The 22,720-nt window shown below is 32.6% G+C and carries 31 protein-coding genes; 2 read left to right on the top strand and 29 right to left on the bottom strand.

The features are described 5' to 3' along the window. Positions 1-132: 132 nt before the first annotated feature. From QZV68_RS06825 to QZV68_RS06810, 4 genes are read right to left on the bottom strand one after another with little or no spacing between them, the layout of a single operon-like run. The gene (locus QZV68_RS06825; protein ID WP_296879848.1) at positions 133-267 is read right to left on the bottom strand and encodes a hypothetical protein; all 135 of its coding nucleotides are present in this window, start codon (positions 265-267) and stop codon (positions 133-135) included. Beyond that, complete coding sequence (locus QZV68_RS06820) at positions 264-485, bottom strand: hypothetical protein (protein WP_296879846.1); 222 nt, start codon at positions 483-485, stop codon at positions 264-266. Before QZV68_RS06820 ends, QZV68_RS06825 begins: the two co-directional genes overlap by 4 nt. After that, positions 482-1,072, bottom strand: a complete 591-nt coding sequence (locus tag QZV68_RS06815; protein WP_296879844.1) for a hypothetical protein — start codon at positions 1,070-1,072, stop codon at positions 482-484. Before QZV68_RS06815 ends, QZV68_RS06820 begins: the two co-directional genes overlap by 4 nt. A 33-nt stretch (positions 1,073-1,105) precedes the next feature. Beyond that, complete coding sequence (locus QZV68_RS06810) at positions 1,106-1,408, bottom strand: Hsp70 family protein (protein ID WP_296879943.1); 303 nt, start codon at positions 1,406-1,408, stop codon at positions 1,106-1,108. A 205-nt stretch (positions 1,409-1,613) separates the two neighbouring features. Here QZV68_RS06810 and QZV68_RS06805 point away from each other — a divergent pair, with 205 nt between their 5' ends. Continuing rightward, positions 1,614-1,787, top strand: a complete 174-nt coding sequence (locus QZV68_RS06805) for a hypothetical protein (RefSeq protein WP_296879842.1) — start codon at positions 1,614-1,616, stop codon at positions 1,785-1,787. 18 nt (positions 1,788-1,805) lie between these two features. Here QZV68_RS06805 and QZV68_RS06800 read toward each other — a convergent pair whose 3' ends face one another. Both QZV68_RS06800 and QZV68_RS06795 read right to left on the bottom strand, forming a co-directional pair. Beyond that, positions 1,806-3,092: an O-acetylhomoserine aminocarboxypropyltransferase/cysteine synthase family protein gene (locus tag QZV68_RS06800; protein WP_296879839.1), complete on the bottom strand. Its 1,287-nt coding sequence runs from the start codon at positions 3,090-3,092 to the stop codon at positions 1,806-1,808. A 43-nt stretch (positions 3,093-3,135) separates the two neighbouring features. Beyond that, positions 3,136-4,284 (bottom strand): aldo/keto reductase, encoded by a 1,149-nt coding sequence (locus QZV68_RS06795; protein ID WP_296879837.1) that lies wholly within the window; start codon positions 4,282-4,284, stop codon positions 3,136-3,138. Between the two features lie 91 nt (positions 4,285-4,375). Between QZV68_RS06795 and QZV68_RS06790 the strand changes: the two genes are divergently transcribed. Further along, complete coding sequence (locus QZV68_RS06790) at positions 4,376-5,392, top strand: ATPase (RefSeq protein ID WP_296879835.1); 1,017 nt, start codon at positions 4,376-4,378, stop codon at positions 5,390-5,392. 284 nt (positions 5,393-5,676) lie between these two features. On the opposite strand, the gene QZV68_RS06785 is transcribed toward QZV68_RS06790, so the two are convergent. The 23 genes from QZV68_RS06785 to QZV68_RS06675 form a co-directional block, all read right to left on the bottom strand. Next, positions 5,677-5,859: a hypothetical protein gene (locus tag QZV68_RS06785; protein ID WP_296879833.1), complete on the bottom strand. Its 183-nt coding sequence runs from the start codon at positions 5,857-5,859 to the stop codon at positions 5,677-5,679. 54 nt (positions 5,860-5,913) lie between these two features. Next, positions 5,914-6,747, bottom strand: a complete 834-nt coding sequence (locus QZV68_RS06780) for a Cna B-type domain-containing protein (RefSeq protein ID WP_296879831.1) — start codon at positions 6,745-6,747, stop codon at positions 5,914-5,916. 99 nt (positions 6,748-6,846) lie between these two features. Beyond that, positions 6,847-8,268 (bottom strand): argininosuccinate lyase, encoded by a 1,422-nt coding sequence (gene argH / locus QZV68_RS06775; RefSeq protein WP_296879829.1) that lies wholly within the window; start codon positions 8,266-8,268, stop codon positions 6,847-6,849. A 75-nt stretch (positions 8,269-8,343) separates the two neighbouring features. Next, a complete protein-coding gene (locus QZV68_RS06770) occupies positions 8,344-8,496 on the bottom strand; it encodes a 30S ribosomal protein S27ae (RefSeq protein ID WP_069575404.1) in 153 nt (50 codons plus the stop codon). Between the two features lie 9 nt (positions 8,497-8,505). After that, on the bottom strand, positions 8,506-8,829 hold the full coding sequence (locus tag QZV68_RS06765) for a 30S ribosomal protein S24e (RefSeq protein WP_296879827.1): 324 nt from the start codon (positions 8,827-8,829) through the stop codon (positions 8,506-8,508). A gap of 16 nt (positions 8,830-8,845) precedes the next feature. Continuing rightward, complete coding sequence (locus tag QZV68_RS06760; RefSeq protein ID WP_296879825.1) at positions 8,846-9,355, bottom strand: GTP-dependent dephospho-CoA kinase family protein; 510 nt, start codon at positions 9,353-9,355, stop codon at positions 8,846-8,848. Between the two features lie 11 nt (positions 9,356-9,366). Next, a complete protein-coding gene (gene spt4, locus QZV68_RS06755; protein WP_292605391.1) occupies positions 9,367-9,543 on the bottom strand; it encodes a transcription elongation factor subunit Spt4 in 177 nt (58 codons plus the stop codon). Next, complete coding sequence (locus QZV68_RS06750) at positions 9,540-10,124, bottom strand: DNA-directed RNA polymerase (RefSeq protein ID WP_296879823.1); 585 nt, start codon at positions 10,122-10,124, stop codon at positions 9,540-9,542. The genes spt4 and QZV68_RS06750 overlap by 4 nt, the downstream gene beginning before the upstream one ends. 35 nt (positions 10,125-10,159) lie before the next feature. After that, on the bottom strand, positions 10,160-10,552 hold the full coding sequence (locus tag QZV68_RS06745) for a PIN domain-containing protein (protein WP_296879821.1): 393 nt from the start codon (positions 10,550-10,552) through the stop codon (positions 10,160-10,162). Between the two features lie 10 nt (positions 10,553-10,562). Continuing rightward, positions 10,563-11,777: a translation initiation factor IF-2 subunit gamma gene (locus tag QZV68_RS06740; protein WP_296879819.1), complete on the bottom strand. Its 1,215-nt coding sequence runs from the start codon at positions 11,775-11,777 to the stop codon at positions 10,563-10,565. 61 nt (positions 11,778-11,838) lie between these two features. Further along, positions 11,839-12,222 (bottom strand): 30S ribosomal protein S6e, encoded by a 384-nt coding sequence (locus QZV68_RS06735; RefSeq protein WP_296879817.1) that lies wholly within the window; start codon positions 12,220-12,222, stop codon positions 11,839-11,841. A gap of 37 nt (positions 12,223-12,259) precedes the next feature. Continuing rightward, on the bottom strand, positions 12,260-14,050 hold the full coding sequence (gene infB / locus QZV68_RS06730; protein ID WP_296879815.1) for a translation initiation factor IF-2: 1,791 nt from the start codon (positions 14,048-14,050) through the stop codon (positions 12,260-12,262). A 37-nt stretch (positions 14,051-14,087) separates the two neighbouring features. After that, the gene (gene ndk / locus QZV68_RS06725) at positions 14,088-14,540 is read right to left on the bottom strand and encodes a nucleoside-diphosphate kinase (protein WP_296879813.1); all 453 of its coding nucleotides are present in this window, start codon (positions 14,538-14,540) and stop codon (positions 14,088-14,090) included. Beyond that, positions 14,537-14,698: a 50S ribosomal protein L24e gene (locus QZV68_RS06720; protein WP_296879810.1), complete on the bottom strand. Its 162-nt coding sequence runs from the start codon at positions 14,696-14,698 to the stop codon at positions 14,537-14,539. The genes ndk and QZV68_RS06720 overlap by 4 nt, the downstream gene beginning before the upstream one ends. 14 nt (positions 14,699-14,712) lie before the next feature. Beyond that, positions 14,713-14,919 (bottom strand): 30S ribosomal protein S28e, encoded by a 207-nt coding sequence (locus QZV68_RS06715; protein WP_116669816.1) that lies wholly within the window; start codon positions 14,917-14,919, stop codon positions 14,713-14,715. A gap of 33 nt (positions 14,920-14,952) precedes the next feature. After that, the gene (rpl7ae, locus tag QZV68_RS06710) at positions 14,953-15,321 is read right to left on the bottom strand and encodes a 50S ribosomal protein L7Ae (protein WP_296879808.1); all 369 of its coding nucleotides are present in this window, start codon (positions 15,319-15,321) and stop codon (positions 14,953-14,955) included. A gap of 477 nt (positions 15,322-15,798) precedes the next feature. Further along, positions 15,799-15,999: a histone family protein gene (locus tag QZV68_RS06705; RefSeq protein WP_292784110.1), complete on the bottom strand. Its 201-nt coding sequence runs from the start codon at positions 15,997-15,999 to the stop codon at positions 15,799-15,801. A gap of 234 nt (positions 16,000-16,233) precedes the next feature. Beyond that, positions 16,234-17,430, bottom strand: coding sequence for a threonine synthase (gene thrC / locus QZV68_RS06700; protein WP_296879806.1), 1,197 nt, complete (start codon positions 17,428-17,430; stop codon positions 16,234-16,236). Between the two features lie 47 nt (positions 17,431-17,477). Further along, positions 17,478-18,104, bottom strand: coding sequence for a stage II sporulation protein M (locus QZV68_RS06695; protein WP_296879804.1), 627 nt, complete (start codon positions 18,102-18,104; stop codon positions 17,478-17,480). Continuing rightward, positions 18,105-19,202, bottom strand: coding sequence for a tryptophan--tRNA ligase (locus QZV68_RS06690; RefSeq protein ID WP_296879802.1), 1,098 nt, complete (start codon positions 19,200-19,202; stop codon positions 18,105-18,107). 98 nt (positions 19,203-19,300) lie between these two features. Then, the gene (endA, locus tag QZV68_RS06685; protein WP_296879800.1) at positions 19,301-19,816 is read right to left on the bottom strand and encodes a tRNA-intron lyase; all 516 of its coding nucleotides are present in this window, start codon (positions 19,814-19,816) and stop codon (positions 19,301-19,303) included. A gap of 81 nt (positions 19,817-19,897) precedes the next feature. Beyond that, positions 19,898-20,611, bottom strand: a complete 714-nt coding sequence (locus tag QZV68_RS06680) for a metal-dependent transcriptional regulator (protein WP_296879798.1) — start codon at positions 20,609-20,611, stop codon at positions 19,898-19,900. A gap of 168 nt (positions 20,612-20,779) precedes the next feature. Further along, on the bottom strand, positions 20,780-22,720 hold a 1,941-nt coding region (locus tag QZV68_RS06675; RefSeq protein ID WP_296879797.1), incomplete at its 5' end, for a transglutaminase domain-containing protein.

The following is a 22,720-nucleotide window of genomic DNA, read 5'->3' as shown; positions in this document are numbered from 1 at the left end:
ATTAGATATATAAATCCCAACAAATGTCAGAACAAAAAATATAAGAATTGCAATTGCAATTTGATACCAGTCAGCATAAAACAAGTCCAATTAAATACACCAATATAATATATATTTTTTAGATATTAATAATTACCTTTTCATCATTTTAGAAAGTATTTTCATAACTTCATCCAAATCAGAGGAATAATAAAAATCTAAAAATCCATCTGAAGTGTATTTATTCAGTACAACTGTTGATTTTGCTGAATTTTCATCATTTTTCATGAAAAATCTCCACCCATTGTTCTCTCATCAAGTTCATATAATTTTTCTACAATTCCAAATAATTCTTCATAATCAGAATTACTTATTGCAATTAATGCATCACCAATCAGGCCATCGGCCTTGCTTTGATTTGCATAGACTCCATCATATCTTAAATTAAAAAAAAAACATGCTTCAATAACTTCATTTTTATTCAAATTTACATATTCTTCAATCAATTTAACATAAATATTTTTAATTTATTTAACTCCTCATATTCAATAGCTTCATCCAATTTCAACCCTTCAACACCAAATAATTGATTTTCACGAGCAATGTGGATTTTATTTCTTACATTATCAAGAAGCATGGAAAATTCAAATTCATTTTGTGCTTTATTAGTTAATTTATCCAATTTATTCAGACATGATTTTAAAGGAATCAAAGCCAAACTATCAATTTTAGACAATTCAAATAACCGTTCAATAAGTTTCAAGCAATCAAAATCATTGAACTTAGTGAAATCATTTAAATAATCAATTATCTTTAATTGCTTTTGATATTCATCAACCAAATCATTGATTTCAATGTCGGATCCTGATGTTGAAAATTCCCTATCAAGCTTGATAAATCCGGCATCATCGGATATTTGGATAGTATCGCCATTTTTTATATCCCATGAATCATTGAACGTTCCATAAAGGTTAATCGGTATTTTTCCAGAGGAACTCTTATCTCCCACGAATTCTATATCAAATCCAATAAATACAAAATTGCTATCCAAACTGAATAGTCTTGCCATGATTTCATTTTCTTGGCTATCCAATATTAATGAGAATTTATTTTGATTATTATCTGATTACGGCTTTTTCAAAGTTCCTGCATATATTGATGCTCCTTTTGCAACAACAGTAAGTGGGTTGATACTGTCCTCCAAAGGAATTTCATATTTCTCCGCCAGAACCTCTTTTACAATTGGGCTTAAACAGGATCCTCCCACTAGAATAATTTTATCAACATTTGAAGCATCAAATTTATTTTCATTTAATAGATTATCGCATAAATCTAAAGTATATTTAAGGTATGGCTTTATAATTTCCTTAACCTTATTTCTCTTTAAAGTATATGCAAAGTCATAATTAGGGAAAAGATTTGGAACAATATATCTGTAGCAGTAGAAATTGACAATTCTTTTTTAGCAATCTCGGAAGCATATTTGAGTCTTGAAAATATTTCCCCATATTTCACTATTCAATATCCTTCTGGAAATCAATGGAAATGACATTGATACCCTAAACTATAAAGGCTGTTCACTGTTCCTGTTTGCAAAATAGGATAAAGCAATAAACTGCTTCGACGAATGCCTAATGATTAACAGGAACTATCATTATGCATTATTTAATAATGGATTAATCTTAAGAAGAATAAATAAACTACAAGAAGCATTGGACTGCTTTGATGAAGTTTTAAAAACCAAAAAGGATTACAATAAAGTAAAATCCTATCAAATAGAAATCATTGAAAAGCTTAATAAAAATTAAAAAAAAAAGATAAAATAATTAAATTTTATCCAAAGCCTGGTCAACATCAGCCAAAATATCTTCAATATCTTCAATACCTACTGAAAACCTTATTAAATCAGGAGTTACTCCAGTAGATAATTGCTGCTCCTCAGACAACTGAGAATGTGTAGTTGACGCAGGATGAGTAACCAAGGACTTGGCATCACCAATATTAGCCAAAAATGAAATCAGCTCAACATTTTCAATGAATTTTAAAGCGCCATCATAACCAGCCTTAAGGCCGAATGAAACTATTCCCCCATATCCTTTTTCAGCATACTTTTTAGCCACTTCATGGTTTGGAGAAGATTCTAAACCTGAATATGTTACCCAGGCAACTTTAGGATGAGCTTCCAAATGTTTTGCAACAGCCATTGCATTTGAAGCATGCCTTTCAATTCTAAGACCTAAAGTTTCAAGACCCTGCAAGAGCAAAAATGATCCGAATGGAGATGGAACTGCACCGGTATCCCTTCCAACTACAGCCCTGATTCTTGTTGTAAAGGCAGCTCCTTTAAATGTTTCGCCAAATACCAAACCATTATAAGTTGCATCAGGTTCTGATAATGTTGGGAATTTACCATTCATCCAATCAAAGTCCCCTTTTTCAATAACAATTCCTCCAAGGGTGGTACCATGCCCTCCAATGTATTTGGTTGCAGATGATGCAATGATATCTGCCCCATGGTCAAATGGTCTTACAGAACCGATACCTACAGTATTGTCTGCTATTAAAGGAATATCATGTGAATGTGCAATTTCGGATAACTTATCAAAGTCAGGAATATCAAGTTTTGGATTACCTATTGATTCAACATAAATCGCTTTTGTTTTATCATTGATTGCAGCTTCAAATTCCTCAGGGGACTGTGAATCAACAAATGTCACACTGCGACCCAATTCCTCCAAAGTATTTTCAAATAATTCATATGTTCCGCCATATAGGTTGTCTGCAGATACAATATTATCTCCAACTGCAGTCAAATTGATAATTGCATAAAATATGGCAGACATTCCGGAAGCTGTTGCATATGCAGCAGTACCTCCTTCAATTGCAGCCATTCTTTTTTCAAAAGCTTCAGTTGTAGGGTTTGTAAGTCTTGTATAAATGTTTCCGCCTTCTGAAAGTGCAAAACGATTTGCAGCTTGCTCAGGTGAGTCAAATACATAAGATGTAGTTTGATAAATTGGTGTTACCCTTGAACCAGTCTCATCAACTTCCTCCTGACCGGCATGCACACCAATTGTTGATATATTTTTTTTGTTTTTAATTTCATACGCCATAATAATCACTTAATATTTTGGTTCACAAGAATAATAAACATTTTTAAAAACCGAACAGATCCTGAGCATCCAGCATCACATCAACTATATGGACATTAAATGGACATCTAGGCTCACAATCACCGCATGCAATACATTCAGTTGCATTGAATTTCAAATTAGAATAATGTTCCTGTACACTGGCAGGGACTTCATCATGGTTTTTTGCAAGATCAAACAACTTATTCACCATTGCTATATCAATCCCGGAGGAACATGGCTGACAATGTCCACAATATGTGCATTGCCCTTCAAACGAATGTTTTGGAGCATTTTTTAAAATCTCATGATAATCTTTTTCGGCATCACTTGCATCACAGTATTTTAAAGATTCCAAAAGTTCGTCAACTGTTTTGACACCTACAAAAATACTTGAAACACCTTTTTGTTCCAATGCATAATGTATGCATTGAACCGGCGTTAGGCCAACTCCAAATGGAGATGTTTCATCAGAAAGAAGATTTCCGCCTGCAAAACCCTTCATTACAGTCAGTGCAGTTCCGGTGCTTTCACACAATTCATACAATTCTGCCCTTTGAGGATTCAAACTGGACAAATCATCAGTGTAAGCATCATCCTTTCTGTATTCTTCAATATCCTCCATAGAACCAAACATGTCATAAGCAGGGTTGATTGAAAACATCAGCAATTCAATTTCAGGATTTTTAACGGCAAGCAAACCAACATCAGGATTGTGTGTGCTTAAGCCTATATGTGCGATTGTTCCGTCGTCCTTTAATTTGCGAACGTATTCCATGAAGGGACCGTTCATTATTTCATTATAATCGTCAATTTGGTCAACATAGTGAATCATTCCAAAATCCAGTGTATCAATTTGAAATCTCTGCATAAAATCTTCAAATGCAGGAATCACTTTATCCATTTCACGAGTTCTTACATACTGATTATTTTGCCAGGTGGAACCGATATGGCCCTGTATAATCCAATTTTCACGATTTCCCTTAATGGCTCTTCCCAGATGTGAACGTACGTCAGGTTCACTCATCCAGCAATCAACAAAATTAATTCCATTAGCTTCACAAGCTTTAATTAAAGCTTCAGTATCCTCATAAGGCCTTTCAACTAAAAATTCTGCACCAAATGCAATTTCAGATACTTCAATACCTGTTTTACCTAACTTTCGATATTTCATACCTTTCCCTCAGATAATTTATATGAATTCCCAAGATTTTAAAATTTTTCCCAATTAATAATTTATATTTAAAAATGTAAAATAAAAAACAATGTATTCAAAAGAGTTTATTCTAAATGAAGTTAACCAGATAAGAGATGAAATCGGCCATGACAAAGTTAACATTTTCATCGAAGAAATATATTTCAATGAAAATACCAATGAACTGTGGATTATAACTGAAGACAGACCAGATAAATCAGCAATCATTGGCAAAGGAGGATGGGTTGTTGGAAAACTTCGAGAGAAATTAGCTCTGGAAAGCATTCATGTTGAATCTTATGGTGATTTTTTAAACAAGGAATATAAGTTAAAATTATCTAAAAAAACAATCCTAAACTTGGATTTGAATTTAACAGGACTTAAAAACTTGGAAAAAACCATTGAATACAAATTAAAAAACATTTACAGCTTTGACTTCGAGACATATTTCGATGAAAATAAGTTCAACGAGTCTGCAAATACTGAAGCTGTTGTTGCTCTTTCAGGAGGTGTTGACAGCAGTTTTTCCTTAATTTTAGCTAAAAAACTTGGTTTTAATCCGAAAGCTATCACAGTTGACCCCGGAACAATAATACTTCCAAAACAATTTAAAAACAACATCAAGATTGTGACCGAATCATTGAACATTGACCATGAATATATCAGTGCAGATTATGCTGACGTAATTAAAGAGTCTTTTACAGGAAAACTTCACCCATGCGGAAGATGCTCCAAAAATACCGGTGAGCTGGCGAAACAATATGCAAAAGATAACGAAATCCCCATAATTATCTTTGGTGATATGCTTGCAACAGGTAGTCAATGTATAAATTTACAGGAAGATTCATTATATCGCTTAAACCTTCCCGCAAGTTTAAGTGCAGGCAAGCAAGAGATAAAATCATTAATCAAAAACTACAATTTAAAGACATTCAAAGGATTTGGCTGTCCTCTTCTTTATGAAGTCCACAGAAAATTTCCACATATGAAAAAATTTTCAATCCAAAGAATCTTAAGGGAAACACGGTCAGGTGCACTTGAACCTGGTGAAGCCCTTGATTTAATTTGGAGCTTCTATAGTAAATAGTGCAATAGCATCCTTACCTTTTTAAGACATGAAAATTGCGCAAAATGCCATTAATCAAATCTATGAAAGCAAGATAGTTAAAAATAATATTTTAGGCATACCTAAAATTTATATATTTAAAAAAACAAATCAGTACATGCTGATATAAACATTTTATATTGGCATGATTATAGGTGATAATTCAACATGAATAGAATACTTAGAACAATTATTCCTCAATAATTCAATAAGTAATGCTCAGCTTCTATCCATGGAATTATTACTTTTAATCATTTAAAAAAAAATTAATCAGAATCCTCTTCAAGAGATTCCACATAATTTTCATGAATTTCTTCTGCTAAATCATCATTTCCTTCAATAATAGGTCCTGTATAATCACAGTCATAGCAAACCCACTGAGACCAATTTTGAGGAATAATCCATTTAACGTTTTTAGATCCGCATCTTGGACAAATTTTATGCATCATACCATTACCTCCAGCCATATCTAAAAAAAAAATAATTAAAGATAATTTTAGAGATTATCTTTTACTGTAGAAATAATAAGCAACAGCAACAACAATTATTACAATAATCAATATCAATATAGGATTACCAGTATTGAGTAATGATTTCTTTTGTTTATCCTTATTATCCTTTTTAGGGGTATCCTTAGGAGTTTTATTAATATTCTTATTATTTACAACAGTATTATTAATTATCTTATTATTAATAGTTGTGTTATTAATGGTTTTGTTATTAATAGTTGTATTGTTAATTGTCTTATTGTTAACAGTAATATTAGTGTTATTTACAGTTTTATCTTCATCCGAAGAATTTTTATCATCATCAGACACATTTTGAACATCAGAACTATTTTCTTTTAGAGTATCCTGTGGAGAAGATGAAAGAGCTTGATTTAACTCATTAGTAACAGTGAACTCATCACCATTTTTACTAACGACAGGATCCTTATAACTGCCTATTCTATCTGCAGAAACGGAATAAGATATTTCTTTTCCACTATCATCAAACTTGTTTACTTCAACTGATTTAGTCCAACCGTTTTCATTAGATAAAACTACTGATTCAACCTTTTGACCATCTTTCATCACATAAACAGTAACAGAAGTAGGCCTATTAGGACTGTTTTGATCTTTCCAATCCAATTTAACAGTTAAATTAACTTTTTCGTCAACACTTTGAGAATTATCATTAGAAGCATCTGAAGTCTGGACATCATCCGCTACAGAATCTTCAACACTGCCTACAGCATCATTACCTGAATAACCATCGACATCGTCTGCGGAAATAAAATTTACAGCTCCTATCAAAAATATTGACATGAGCATCAAAATTATAAATTTTTTTCTCATTTAATCACCTAAATATAATATTTATATTTAGTATTAAATATTCTTTTAGATTAAATGAAAAAATTTTGAAAAAAAGTAGTGAAAAAAAGAAATTTGCAATTAAATTCCTTGTTTTTCAAATTCAATATTTAAGAAATCTTTAATATTATTCCTTGCCAATTCAACCATTTCTGGAGCAGGTCCTCCAGGAATAGACCTGATTTTAACATTTTCTGCAGGGTTTAAAGCTCTTTGAATTAAATCATCAGACAATTCCAGTTTATCAAAGCCCAAATCAACTGCAATATCATCTATGAATTCTGAAGTGATATTTTCTTCAGCCATTTCATTAGCTGTAGCTTCATTAACAATTCTTCCAACAATTTTATGGGCAGTCCTGAATGGAATCTGTTTTTCACGAACCATAATGTCCGCCAAATCGGTTGCAGTTGCAAAGTTTTTGCCTGCCAATTCTGCGCACCTGTCTACCTTAAATTCGACAGACAGCATCATTTTTGTAACAATAGACAATGTTTCCTGAGTTACTTTAACTGAATTCCACAAGTGAGGAGTAATTTCCTGCAAATCTCTGTTGTAAGTATATGGAATAGCCTTGAGAATAGTTAAAATAGTAATCAGTTCACCGGTAGCGATACTTGTTTTACCTCTTGCAAGTTCTGCCACATCAGGATTTTTCTTTTGAGGCATGATAGATGAAGTTGATGAATATTCATCAGCCATTTCAATGACTCCGAATTCATAAGTGCTCCATAAAACCAATTCCTCACAGATTTTAGCCAAAGTGGAAGATAGAGAAACCAAATCAAAAACAGTTTCAGAAATGAAATCCCTTGCAGAAACTCCATCCATCGAATTCTCCAGATAAGCATCGAAACCAAGCAAATCAGTGGTTAATTGCCTATTGATTGGAAAGCTAGTGGTGGCCATAGCTGCTGAACCTAATGGATTTAAGTTGACTCTCTTATAAGTATCACCTAAACGTTCATAATCCCTTTTAAGTGCCTGAACATGAGCCATCAAATGATGAGCAATTGTGATTGGTTGAGCATGCTGCAGGTGAGTGAAACCAATGAAAATATCTTCAAGATGCTCTCCGGCCATTTCAACAAGACCCTCAATAAATTCAAGAATACCAATCTGAATCTCTTCAATCATTTCCCTTAAAACTAACCTTACATCACATGCAACTTGGTCATTACGTGATTTGGCAGTATGCATATAACCTGCTTCAGGACCAATTTTAGAAGTAACGTAGTTTTCAATAGCCATATGCACATCTTCAACAGAAGCATCGAATATCAATGCATCAAAACCTTCTTCTTTAAGATTGTCAAGAGCGCATAATATTTTATCAGCAATTTCTTCATCAATAATTCCCTCATGCTTTAACATTGAAGTGTGTGCAAAATTAGTTTTAATATCCGCTTCAAAAAGAACTTTATCTGCATCAAATGATGAAGTATATTCTGCTGCTTCATCAGTCATACCAGTCTTAAAACGACCATTTCTAATATTATCCAAAGAAATCCCTTCTTAAAAATGATTAAAAATTAAAAAAATAAAGTATAAAAAAAAGAAATAAAGATTTGAAAAATCTTATTTTTTCATTTCAGTGTATCCGCATTTACCACAAGCGAATCTGTCACCATGGTCAGCCATGAATACACCTTCACCACAACGAGGACAAATTGGGTTTTTTCTTTCAATTTTGTCTCCATCAACTTTGTAAAGATCTGATTTTTTTACCATATAAATCACCTATTCTTCATCTGCTTCAGCTTCTTCTTCAGCAGGTTCTTCTTCAGGTTCTTCGTTTTTAGCAATGACATGTTGAGCTTCAATATATTTTAAATCATCAACAGTATCATAAACTTTAGCATAACCTAATGCTTTAGGTTCACCGTAATGTGGTTGTACATTATCTACGACAATTAAATCTTTTTGAGTGTTCAATAAAGCAACTAATTTTGATTTAATGTCTAATACTTTAGGAGTTGCTTCTCCATCATAATCAACATAAAATTTAATTTCTTTTCTGTTAAAAACTTTATTTTCTTTTTCTTCAATAAATTCAATTTCCATTATAAAACCTCATTTATTATTCTTCAATAAATCCGTTTATAAGCTTTTGAGCTTTATTTTTCATGTCAGAAACTTTTAAAAGTACTAACCCTTCATTTGGTTGGCCATACAAGATTGTAGTTTCTGGATTTGCCATTAAGATGCAAGGAAGAACTGCAAGATCTTCTTCCCCCGCTACTTCAATTACATAACATTCGCCGTTGTTAGATAATTCAAGAGCTTTGCCTATGGTTTCCCATAGATCATCTGTAATAGTTCCAGCAGGATTATCGACTTTTAAAATATGGTCTGCACGTATAATTTCATGAGTATGATTTTTTCTTTGAATTAAATTATCAATTATTCCAATATTTGGATATAATTCATATTTTGTAAGATTGCCAAAAGTTGCATCACCAACAGAAATTAAAAACTCGGAAGACTTTATTTCATCGATTGCATCTTCAAAGTCAGGATATAATCTACCTAACGGTTTTTTCAATTCTGCAATTATATCTTTATTTAATTCTGCATCTAAACGTAACACAAAAAAAACCTCTATCTTACTCTTAAACAATATTCACCAGGAATTTTAATATTTAATTCCTTTGCAATTGCTGAATCTTCTGGATCAGTAATAATTAAAAGACCACTCCAATTATCAGAAGTTGGACTTCCACAGGATGGACAATGATCCTTATTTGAGATCATTTTACAAACGGTACAAGCCTTCATTCTCCACCCCTCTTACTTTTTTCTTTAGCTTCTTCAATCCATTCAAATCTACCTAAGTTATTTTGTCTCATTGTAAGAGGAATTTTAGAATTCCTACTATTTTCAATATTGTTAGTAGATTCATCTTTAATTGAAACACTTACTGCTCTAGCTCTAACTAAATCCCCTTCATCAAGAGTCTTATTAGATTCCTTAGCAAGCAATGCTCCTCTTTTAGGATCGTAATTTATATAATCATCAGTAACTTGAGAAACATGTATTAAACCGTCCATAGGTCCAATTCTTACAAAAGCACCGTAATCAACAATATCAATTACTTCTCCATCGAAAATTTCATGTTGTTCTGGTTTAAAGAAAATTGCTTCAAAGACAACATTATGATATGCTGCTCCATCACCCATAATGAGTCTGCCTTCACCAATTTCATCTATATCATTAACACAGATAAGTAAACCAAGTTTTTTATCTAAACGACCCTCATAAGTTTCGTTTAAAGTTTGAATTGCAACTTCTTTGAGAGGATCACCAAATCTGTAAGGTGGAATTCTTACAGTGTCCTCTATTTTAGTTTTATAATACAAAATAATCCCTCATTTATTAATAAGTTTAATTAATATTATATTTTACCTTCAACAGCAATATATCTTTTTTGTCTTAAATATGCAACTGTGATTCCTTTATCTTTCGCACGATTTTTTAATTCTATATCATTTGTAGCTAAAACTTCTGAAACTCTAAGTAACGCATCATCCACAGTTTCATTTTCGAGTAATGAAATATCCTTTATTTCAACTTTTGAAGAATTAGCTAACTTTAAGGCCAAATTAGCATTTAACCTTATTTTTCCTTTGTTATTTCTTTTCAAACCCTTCAATTCATTGATAACAAAGCTCGGAGTAGTTAATTTATAAGAAGGTAATTTTTTTTCAAGTTCACTGATGATATCAACATTGAACTGAAAAGGAACCATAAAAAAATTGGTATCAATTACAACTTCTTTAGAGTTCATTATTCGCCTCTTATTTTATAATACCGTAACCGATTAATCTCCAACGAGCACCGACTCTACGACTTAAAGCGACTCTATCTCCAGGACTAGCACAAACAGGCAACTTAAGAGTAACTTCAACATTATTTTTCTTAGTTGAAGTGACAACACCTATGGTTGTTGTAGTACCACAATTAATCATTAAAGCTTCTTTAATTTTAATTGGTGCAACATCACGTTCCTCTTTAGTACCAACTACACGGTCAAGTAAATTAGCTTCCATTTTAAAACTATTTAAAACTTCAGGTAATGTACCTTCTTCACCGGCAACAGTTCCGGATAATGAATCTGATTTAGTTAAAGATGGATCTAATTTAGTTGCAATACCTACAAGTCCTCCAGGACCTATTTCATCAACCTGTTCACCATTAGCTTCAAGGCCAATAATTTCAGATTTGAGAGTAATTCTTTCACCATTATTAGTAGGACCAGGTCTGATTTCAATGGTATCTCCAAGTTTGAATGTACCTTGGACCAATGTTCCACCAATAACTCCTCCTTTAATCTTATCGGCACCTGAACCAGGTTTATTAATATCAAATGATCTTGCTACATGCATCAATGTAGAATCTTCGGTATTCCTTTCTGGAGGTTGAATTTGCTTAAGCATTGCTTCAATTAATATATCTACATTAGCTCCTTGCTGAGCAGATACTGGAATGATTAAAGCATCTTCAGCACAAGTTCCTTTAACAAATTCTTTAATTTCATTATAACTTTCAATAGCTCTTTCTTTTGAAACAATATCAATTTTGTTTTGAACTACAATTACATCTTTTACACCGATTACATCAAGTGCCATGAGATGTTCTTTAGTTTGTGGTTGTGGACAAGACTCATTTGCAGCAATTACTAAAACTGCACCATCCATAATTGCAGCACCAGATAACATGGTTGCCATAAGGGTTTCGTGACCTGGAGCATCAACAAAGGACACTTTTCTAATTAATTCAGTTTCGCTGCCACAGATTTCACATTTTTCAGAAGTAGTGTAACATTCAGGTTCTCCGCATTCAGGACATTTTCTAAATTCAATGTCAGCATAACCTAAACGAATTGAAATACCTCTTTTTGTTTCCTCACTGTGTGTATCAGTCCAAATTCCAGATAATGCTTTAGTAAGAGTAGTCTTACCATGGTCTACGTGACCAACTAAACCTATGTTAACATCTGACTGTACGTTCACAGATAACCACCTTTTTTTATAATTTAATTCGACTAAAAGTAAAATAAGAAAAATAGTAAAACTATTCTTCCTCTTCTTCACCAGCACCAATAATTTCAGCTATTGATTTGCTTCCAGCTTGAGTAACTACAGTGTTGATTTGTACAATATCTTCTGCGATAGTGTTTCCTCTAACAGTTTTTCTTTTTTTAACACCATCAGCTTTAGGATGATAACCTACACCACCGGTTAATAAACTTTTGATTCTTCTAGTACCGGAAACATCTTTTTTCATGGTAAAACCATTTTTGTCACTACCACCAGTGATTTTTAAAGTGTAACCATCTAAACCTACAATTGCACCATCAAATTCATCACCGATGACTAAACCATTAAGAGCTTTGGTTTCATCTACTTCAATTTGATGAGTTTCAGCTTTTTGAGACACAACTACTTTGAATGCCATGGTATTTCCTCCTTAATTTTTTTATAAACCCAATTTATTATTCAAAAAGACCAAATTTACCCCAATCAGGATCTTGTTTACGTTTAATATCAACGAATTCAGATAAAGTTTCAAATTCATCTTCTGTTAATTTATCCTTAAATTCCCTTTCGATGAACTTATAATGCTTTTCAGGGATATCCACATATAATTCATCCCCCTCATCAAAATGTTTACCGACAATAGCATCTTTAATAGCCATTGCGACTCTTTGACCTCTAGGAATATCAGGCAATGTTTCTCCCTTATCTTCCATACTAGCGATTACACCAACATAGTCACCATTCTTATTAATAATTGTTTGACCCTGTTTGACTGTACCGCTTAAAGATTCAATTCCAATAATCGCTGGCTTACTTTGACGGAAAACTAATTTAGGCAAAGACATGAATTTGGCAGGCTTGATAATAGCATCATAAAACGCTTTTTTCTTAGCTTTCTCAATTTCATCAATCCATGCTTCGTAATCCTCAATAATCTGATAAATCACATCACCTTTAAAGAGTTTAACATCTGAATTCTTTAAATCCTCTTCGGAATTTTGATGAACACTAACATTAAATGCAATAATTGCACCATGCACATCATTTTCATTTAAAGCGATTGATGAATTAATAATGTCTCTGCGACTTACATCACCAATATCAGCTTCACGAATAGGAATATCCAATTCCCTCAATAACTTAACGATAGCTTCAAGAGAACCTAATGTATCTGCTTTAACTAAAATACCTTCATCTTCAGTACTGATTGTAATATCTTCAATTTCTTTTAAAATTTCCTCTTCCACGTTTTCCTCATCGCTTAAAACTCTAAGCGGTGAACCTGAAACAACATCATCCAAATTAGGAGCGGCAATTTTAATACCTGCAGCCGCAACTACCTCATCGAATTTCTGGAATTTCTTTTTGGAATCTCTCATTTCCTCCAGTGGAAGCGGTCTTAAAATAGACCTGATTTTAGTAGTTAAAACTTCATTTGAAGAAGTCATTAAAGCTATTTCATCATTGGTCCTTAAAACACCATCATAAATAATGCTATCAATGGTAAGACCTAATCCTACTTCTTCCTTAATTTCTAAAACTGTACCTTTAGCAGGAGCATCAGCATGAATTTCCAGTTGTTCGGTTAAATATTCTTGAGCAAGTCCTAAAAGCATAGCTAAAACTTCAATAATTCCTTCACCGGACCTAGCACTAATTGGAATAATACTAATCTGTGAAGCAAAATTACTAATTCTGTCAAATCTTTCAGATTGGAAACCTTCCTTGTGAAGAGTACCTACAATTTCATAAATCTTAGTATCCAACTCTTGTTTAACACTTTGAGCCTGTTGTTCAAAAGATTCTTTAAAAGAAGCACCTTCATGTGATTCCCATCCGAATATCATATCAATTTTATTAGCTACAACAATGAATGGAGTTTTATACATTTTAAGAATATTTAAAGCTTCAAAAGTTTGTGGTTTAAATCCATCATTGATATCAACAATCAACACGGCCAAATCAGCCAAAGCACCACCACGTTTTCTTAAACTAGTGAATGCAGCATGGCCAGGAGTGTCAATGAAAAATAATCCAGGGATTAAATCTTTAATAGTTAATCTTGATATGAAATTTCCACAGATTTCTTCAATAGTATCATTAGGGATTTCTGTAGCACCAATATGTTGAGTAATACCTCCTGCTTCCTTATCAGCAATAGCACTACCTCTAATATAATCTAATAATGTAGTTTTTCCATGGTCTACATGACCTAAAACTGATACAATTGGGGATCTGATTTTCATAGTATCTTTCTTAATAATAAATATTTAAATCTTAAATTTATTCATAAATTAAATCATTGTCGACGATTTTGTAATCGCAAATTTCATCTTCATTAAAGAAAAGAGCAATTTCTCTTTCAGCAGATTCAGGAGCATCTGATGCATGAATAATGTTTCTACCTGTATCCATACCAAAGTCTCCTCTAATAGTTCCAAGGTCTGCTTCTAAAGGATTAGTTGCACCAACTATTTTCCTAATAGTGGTAATAGCTTCTTCCCCTTCAATTACCATTGCTAAAGATGGTGAAGAAGTAATATATTCAACTAAACTTGGGAAAAATGGTTTTTCAGCATGTTCTCCATAATGAGTTTTTGCTAAATCTTCATCGATTTGAATTAATTTAACAGCTACAATTTGAAGACCTTTGTCTTCAAAACGGGACAATATTTTACCCATAAGACGTCTTTGAACGGCGTCTGGTTTCATCATTACAAAACTTTTTTGAATCATTCTTTAACCCATTTAACTTTTCTTGGAACTCTTCCGAGTTTAATCATATTTTTTTCACATTTACTGCTACAAAAGAAATAAATTGAACCGTCTTTTTTGACGTACATTTTTCCAGTACCATCTTCTATTTCTTTATTACAGAATGAACAAGTTCTCATGTTCTTACACCTTCTTATGGAGTCTTAATTTCTTTAGCTTCTCTGATTGTATCAAGTAACATTAAAATGTCACCTTCTCTGACAGGACCCATAATGTTTCTTGTTAAAATTCTTCCTTTATCTCTACCATCGAGGATTCTGCATTTGATTTGCATTACCTCACCAGTCATACCAGTTCTTTTTAAAACCTCAATGACTTCAGCAGGAGTTCCTTCTTCCATTTAAATCACCGTAAATTCATTAAAAGAATTTATTTATTCTTTTAACTCAGCAACTTTTTCTACAATTTCAGTAACAGCAGCTTCAGCATCACCAGCATCTACAATACATGCAGAAGCAGTACCAACAGTTAATCCAGCAGCTCCACCAACTTGTTCTTTGGTAGGTAAGTAAACGTAAGGAATTTCTTTTTCATCAGCTAATACAGGAATGTGTGCAACGATTTCAGCAGGATCAACATCTTCTGCGATAACAACTAATTTTGCATCTCCTCTTTCGATGAATTTGGTTACTTCGTTAGTACCTTTTGCTACTTTACCAGTAGCTTGTGCGGTTTCTAATGCTTCTTCAGCTTGTTTAGCTAATTCTTCAGGTGTGTCAAATTTTACATAAATGTTTGCCATAAAATATACCTCCTTTTTCATCTGGCTATGCCATCCATCGGCAGATATTATAATTCTTTTGAATCATAATATAATGTAATTATATATAGTTATATTATCTTTTAACTATAGAAATTACTCAAATTATTCAATAGATGAATAATTTAATATAGTTTTTAATAATACTAATTCTTGAATAATTCATATATCACTAAATATAATCCCATTATAAAAAAAACAAGAGGGATTAGACTTTCTAGACTTTCAATACAAATACTTCTGAATTTCATATAATTTTTAGCAAAACTAAAAATAAAAATTTAGTAATTAATGAAATAATTCTAGAGAACTAGACAATAATAAATTGGTTTGCATAGTATATAAATGTTTGTAAAAATAGAACAAAATAAGTGAAATAAGAATAAAAAAATAATAAAAATAATTGGAAAAGTGTAAAAGAGATAGTAATAAAATTACTATCTTAGACTACTAACAAATCTATTTGATTGCTAATTTTACGTCTTCAGCTTTTACAGTTTTTCTACCAGCGTGACGTGCAAAACCTACAGCTTTAGCTGCGATTTCGTTTCCGTAATCTTCGATAGCTTCGGTTAATGCGATTTTTGCATCATCACTTACTCTTTGTGCACCAGCATTTTTTAATATTCTTCCTACAGGAGCAATTGGTAATTCACTCATAATTTACACCTCATTTTTTTGATAATAATAGTTTTTATTTGCTTATATATAAATATATTGGTTTATTAGTTTTGATTTTCAAAAATTTCAATACTGGAAACCAAATTATATTAACATAAATATTGACAGTAATATCTTTGAAAATGTTTTTCATAAATTACTTTAATAAACAAAACTAAACTGCACATTTGAAGAAATAAGAAATAAAAAGAAAAAATAGAAAATAAGAAAAAATTACTTATTCAAAAGAATCTTTCGTAAAGTATCGATATCAGCATCAACTTCAGTAGGTTGTGTGCACGCATCGATTGCAGTATTAGGATCCTTAAGCAAGTGTCCTGTGACTACACAGGTGATTGTTTCTCCTTTATCTACTACACCTTGGTCAACAAGTTTTTTAAGACCTGCAATTGAAGCTGCTGAAGCTGGTTCAACACCTATACCCTCGGTTCTTGCAAGTAACTTTTGAGCATCAAGTATTTCTTCATCAGTAACAGTTTCAGAGTAACCATTAGAATCATAAATCGCATTTAATGCCTTGATATCGCTAACCGGAGCACCTATACGTATTGCTGTTGCAATAGTTTCTGGATTTTCAACAGGGACTACCTTCTTATCTCCTTTTCTAAATGCATTTGTGACTGGGCATGCACCTTCTGCTTGAATACCTGTCATCATAGGTACGTCCTTAATAAATCCAGCATCATAGAATTCCTTAATACCTTTCCAAATAGCAGAAATATTACCTGCATTACCAACAGGGAGAATAACTCTATCAGGAGCTTGCCAACCTAAATCCCTGACTATTTCATATCCTATGGTTTTTTGACCTTCAAGCCTGTATGGATTTATTGAATTTAATAAGTAAAGATGTTTTTCTAATGCAAGAGCAGTCATTGCTTCCAGTGCTTCATCAAAGTTTCCGTTAATTGACATTACTTCAGCACCATGGAACATCGCTTGAGCCAATTTTCCTAATGCTACTTTTCCAGAAGGCAAAAATACGATACAGCGTAAACCTGCACGAGCAGCATAAGCTGAAAGTGATGCAGAAGTGTTACCTGTTGAAGCGCAACCTACAGTGCTAACGCCCAGTTCCATTGCTTTAGTCATTCCAACAGTCATTCCCCTATCTTTAAAACTTCCTGTGGGATTTGAACCTTCAACCTTAACGTACAAGTTGACTCCAAGCTCTTCACCTAACTTATCACATTTGCAAAATGGAGTTCCACCTTCATCAAGAGAAACAATTTTAGACTCATCTACAGGAATGCATTCCTTGAATTTCCATAAATTATCTTTTCTTCCATCAAAAATATCTTTAGAAACATCAATTTCATTAACGAGTTCAAGAACAGATCCACACTTTTGACAGGTGTAGATTACTTCATCATCGTCATATTCTTCTCCACATGAAACACATCTTATCATAAAAAATCACATATATATTTTTTTAACTATTATTATATAAAATTTAACTAAAAAAGAGAAAACAAAAATTCGGCCAACGGCAAAGTAATATACGCTTCAATAATGCCTGCAATAATCATCAAAACTGAAGCCAATGCCAATAGAATAAATGCCTGCAGCAACTTATCAAAATTCTTATCATAGGAATATATGAGCCTATCAAAAAATTTTCCTTCCTTTTCCTTTAAAAATGTTTTAACTAGCCTATAAATAAAATTAAATAAAACGAATCCTGAAGCGCAGGCTAGAATACATGAAGAAAATTCGAAAATTCCATGGGGAATAGTTAAAAGCAATACCTGCAATAAGTTTGGAGATGTAGCTGTATAGTAACCTACAAAAAATCCGTTGAATGCTAAAATCAAAGCTGAAAAACAGAAAAGCAATCCAAAAATAAACATTTGCAAAACAATCATGATGTTATTGAGAAATATGTCCTGAAAGGTTAATTGAATTACACCTGTTTGGACCTTCTCGGTCAAATCTTCAACAACAGGATTGAAATAACTATACAAATAAGGTTCTAAAAGATATCCTAAAATCAAAGAGATAAAAAGAATAATAGTAGAAGCAATAATTGCAAACTTATTTTCAACAAATGCTTTTTTTACTTCTGTTTTGACTAATTTAAACATCTATATCAACGTTTTTGCAATTTCACGAGCTTCAATCTGTTTATCTTTTAAATCATCCATGAATTCTTCCATCAATTCTGCAGTTCTTGCTTTACAGTCACCGCAACGCAATACCCCATTCAAACAATCCTGACGGATTTTATTAAGCTCTTCGTCATCATCAATGAAATGATATAACAGCATTTCATAGATAACGCATTTATCCACTTCTCCGCCCAGTTCCTGCTGTTCTTTTAGACTTTCCCGTCCACCGGTTTTTGCAGATTTGACTTTTTTGACCGCATCCTTAGTTTCATCATTAAGATAAATTGCAGTAGCAGGTTTGGAACTGCTCATTTTATCACCGGTCAATCCTGTCAGGAACCTGTGGTATGTAGATGCAGGGGATAAAAATCCTAAATCTTCATTTAATTTGTGGGCAATGTCCCTTGTTAATCTGATATGAGGATCCTGATCTATTCCAACAGGAACAACAACCTTTTTGGGACCTCCAAATTCTTCAATTTGTGGAAGCAAAATGTCAGCAACCTGAACCAATGGAGCTTGGACATGTGCTATGTTGGTGGATGGAGTAAATCCATAAATAGCCTTAAGCTGACTGAAATTTGTTTTGCTTGAAGCTTTAAATGCCAAATCCTGCAACAGTTTATTTTGAGATTGCAAATAAACATTGACATTGTCCTTTTCCAGATTCAGACCTAAAGCAATCCAGTTAGTTAAATATTCATTAACTGCAATTTCACGACCTTTTTCAAAGCTCATTCCACGGGCAGCGTAGGATTCCAAATCAGCAATTGGCAGGGACAGCATTGCACCTTTCTCCTGATACCATTTGAGCTGATCAACAACCATCTTGTGACCTATATGCATTTGTCCACTTGGCATCATACCGGTTACAACTGCAAAATCTTTATTTTGATTAATTAAATTATTAATTTCATTAAATTCCCTATGTCCAAAAATTACTCCTCTTTTCATTAACCTTTGAGGATTTTTAATGTCATCTAAAATATCAGAAATTTTTCCTATTCCAAACTGATTAACCAACTTATCATAATCTAGGCTGAATGATGCCCATGGGTCTATTAACTCTGCCATATTTTCACCAACAAATCTCTTAAATTAAATTTATAATTAAAATATATTAACATTACTGATAAAAACTATAAAAATATTATTGCTTTTGATAATTTAAATTATGGTCTTGTCCACTCAACATTATAGTATGTAATGTCAAAATCATCATCGACAATCGCCAAAAGAAGCTTTTTATTAACCCCGTGAGAAACTCTGACATAGCTTGCGAAGTCAAGTGCATTAATATCATAATTTTCAAAAATAATTTTAACCAAATAATCGGAATGCCCCTGACCAGGACCTCCTCCACGGTTATATAATCTAAATTCAGAACCATATTTAAATCCTGTTTTGATAACAAAACCACGGTCTTTCAAATCACGATAAACAACATATTTTCCATATAGCTCTTGTTCTTTTAAAATATCAATAAGATAACTTAAGGTACATTCGACATCATCTTCATAGATATCCAAACGACCTTTCTCTAATAAATAGCATGCTTCAATTAAAGAAAGATTTAAAAAGTCAGCTTCAATTTTTCCAAATTTACTTTTTTCATGTAAAGCTATTGGTCTTTTACTTCCTTCCTCAATTTTAATTGATACAATTTCATTAGATAAATTTCCACGCATTAAAACACCGCAAAAAGAAATAAATTATTTTAATGCTAATATTTTTTAAAAAAATATTATATAAATTTTTGTAAAAAAAAATTAAATGCTAATAAAAATATTATTAGCCATCTGTGACGGAATGCTTAACTCAACATCATCAATAATAACAAAATATTCATCATCATCAAAATGTTTGACATATTCATACTTAATGTCTGAGCCTATAGTAATTCCCAAATCAGCAATGTCATTTAGTACATCTGAATCCCCTCTAATAAAAGAAACTTTGCCCTCAGTAGGTGAATTCAATTCAGATATGCATAATAAATTTGATTGTCTGTAAACAATCTGATCAAAATCATCCAAGGAATAACATTGTTGACATGTATCAAAATCAAAATTACAAGAAGGAATTACATTTTCATCAGGACATAGGTCTGGATTCTGAAGCATATTGCATAAAGCTCTTTCAGCTTCATCAGATAAGGTATGCTCCATCTCACAAGCTTGATCATGGATATTTTCTTCTTTAACTTTTAGAACATCATGTAAAAATTTTTCTAAAATCCTATGCTTTCTTGTGACCTTTTGGGCTATTTCCATACCGTCTTCAGTCAGGGTTGCTCCCTTGTAGGGAGTATATTCAATATAACCAAGCTTTTCCAATTTTTTAAGCATTTGAGTTACGCTACCCGGTGCAATATTCAACTCCTTGGAAAGTTGGGTTGTGGAAACTTGCTCCTTGTTGCTTCCGTGACGATACAAAACTTCTAGATATTCCTCGATATTTTCACTAATTTTATCATTAGCCATATGCTCACCTTAGACAATAATTAATGATAATATATAGTTATAAGTATAAAAAAGTTTTGGTATGCCTAAATTTTAAACAAGGATTTCTAAAAAAAAAGTATAATAAAAAATATGATTTTAAAATATTTAAACTTTATCAAAAAAATAAAAAAGGAAAAGTAAATAATTTTAGAATGGTAAGCTAGCATAATAAGCATGGTGGCTGTATGAACTAGTATACCAATTATTTACAACACCAAATGAGTTTCTTGAACTTGTAGGATCAGCAACAACCCAAACATTATCAACCAATACTTGAGCCCATACGTGACCATAAGTACTTCCACTAGTGAATCTGCATGTACCATGTTCGTATCTGGCAGCAATACCTGCAGCCCTACACAATGCAACAACCAAATGTGCTTGATCTACACAATTACCATATCCACGACTTAGAGTACCTGTAGCACCATAAGCTGTATCATAATAGAAACTGTATGAGATGGAATCCCTTACAAAATTGAATATGGCTATTGCTTTTTCCTTAGTGGTAGTCAAACCATTAGTTAAAGCAGCAGCTTTGCTCTTGATTGCAGAGTTTGAAACTTGACAGTTACTAGTTGCTTTAAGATATGCTGACACATCACTCATAGTGTTTCTCACATTCAATCCACCAACAGAAGTTGATGCTGATGAAGATGAACCTGATCCATACTTAATTACACAATAATTAGGCATGTACTTATCATTGTTCTTGTAGAATGTCAATATACGTGAAAAAGCGTCCACAACTTCAGAGTAAATAATATTACCGACTGTTGAAGATGCATAATTCGGAGCCTGATTATTGGTTTTGATATAATTTGCCAAATTTTTGGCAACAGTCAAATAATCAGATTTGTATAACTCTTCTGAATTAATATTATCTCCAGTAGGAGATTCCGGATTTTTAACACCATAAATACATGTAATCGCATTAGTATTTGAACTACCTAATTGGTAAATTGCCTGACCCATCAAATAAAGGAATTCAGGAACTGTAAATTTATAGCCTGCAGCTGTTACGGAAGATGGTATTTTACCATTTTTCTCATAATAAGCCTTCACAGTTTCTGCTCCAGCCAATACGTCATTAATTGATATTGTTTTTGGAGCAGATGAAGAACTGCTTGAACTAGATGAACTAGAACTAGATGAACTAGAACTAGATGAACTACTTGAAGAACTGCTTGAAGTAGAATCAGAGCTAGTTGCAGTGATGCCTAAATTTTTAAAGTTCAGATTTGGACTTATACCATATCTGAATAGGATTACACCAGCAGCATTACCTTTAACTGCATTTTTTGCATCAGTAGTTAATGCTGATAAAGACAATATGGTAGTATCCTCATCAGACACATATGTTTGTAAACCTGACCAGATTTTTGCACCTTTAGAGTGATCAACAAACCATTTGGTTGTTGTAGCAATCCAAGATGATGATGCCTCATAATTTCCTTTGTAAATCATTGGGATGATAACATCCAAATATTGGCTTAAGGCAGATATATCCTGACCGTAATAATATGAATTGTCAGTTGTTTCAGGCATTATTGCAGCGGAAACTATAATATTTGAATTTACCTCATGTATTTTGCTAACAGCTGTTTTTACAAATTGATTGATTGCAGCAGTACCGCCTGAAGTTCCATATGCAGTACCTGGGTATCTCAAGTAATCGAAATGAATTCCTGAAACTCCACTTAGTTTTGCATAAGTTAATGCTTCATTAATTTTTTGATTGAAGAAAGCAGTATTTGGAGATCCGTTTTTAACAGGATTAATCCAACTTCCATCATAGAATATTTGCATCCAGATGTGAACTCTAATACCTAATTTATTAGCACTTGCAATCCAGGATTCAACACTAGACTTTCCATGTTTTTCAATGGCATAATAATTCAAGAAAATGTCTGTTGTTCCGGCATTTGCAATAGTGTTTAAATTAACATTTTTCATGTCTGAACCAAATACCCAATAACCGAACCCGTTTAATGAAGTTGATTTGGCTACAGAAATCTTTTTACTCCCAGTGGATGCTTTATAACCATTATCACCGGCAAATGAATATGAAACTGTATAATTACCGGC

It is taken from the genome of uncultured Methanobrevibacter sp., from assembly GCF_902801725.1.
Lineage (GTDB): Archaea > Methanobacteriota > Methanobacteria > Methanobacteriales > Methanobacteriaceae > Methanocatella.
Note: the sequence above shows the minus strand (reverse complement) of the source record. Positions and strands in the feature narration are given on the sequence as shown.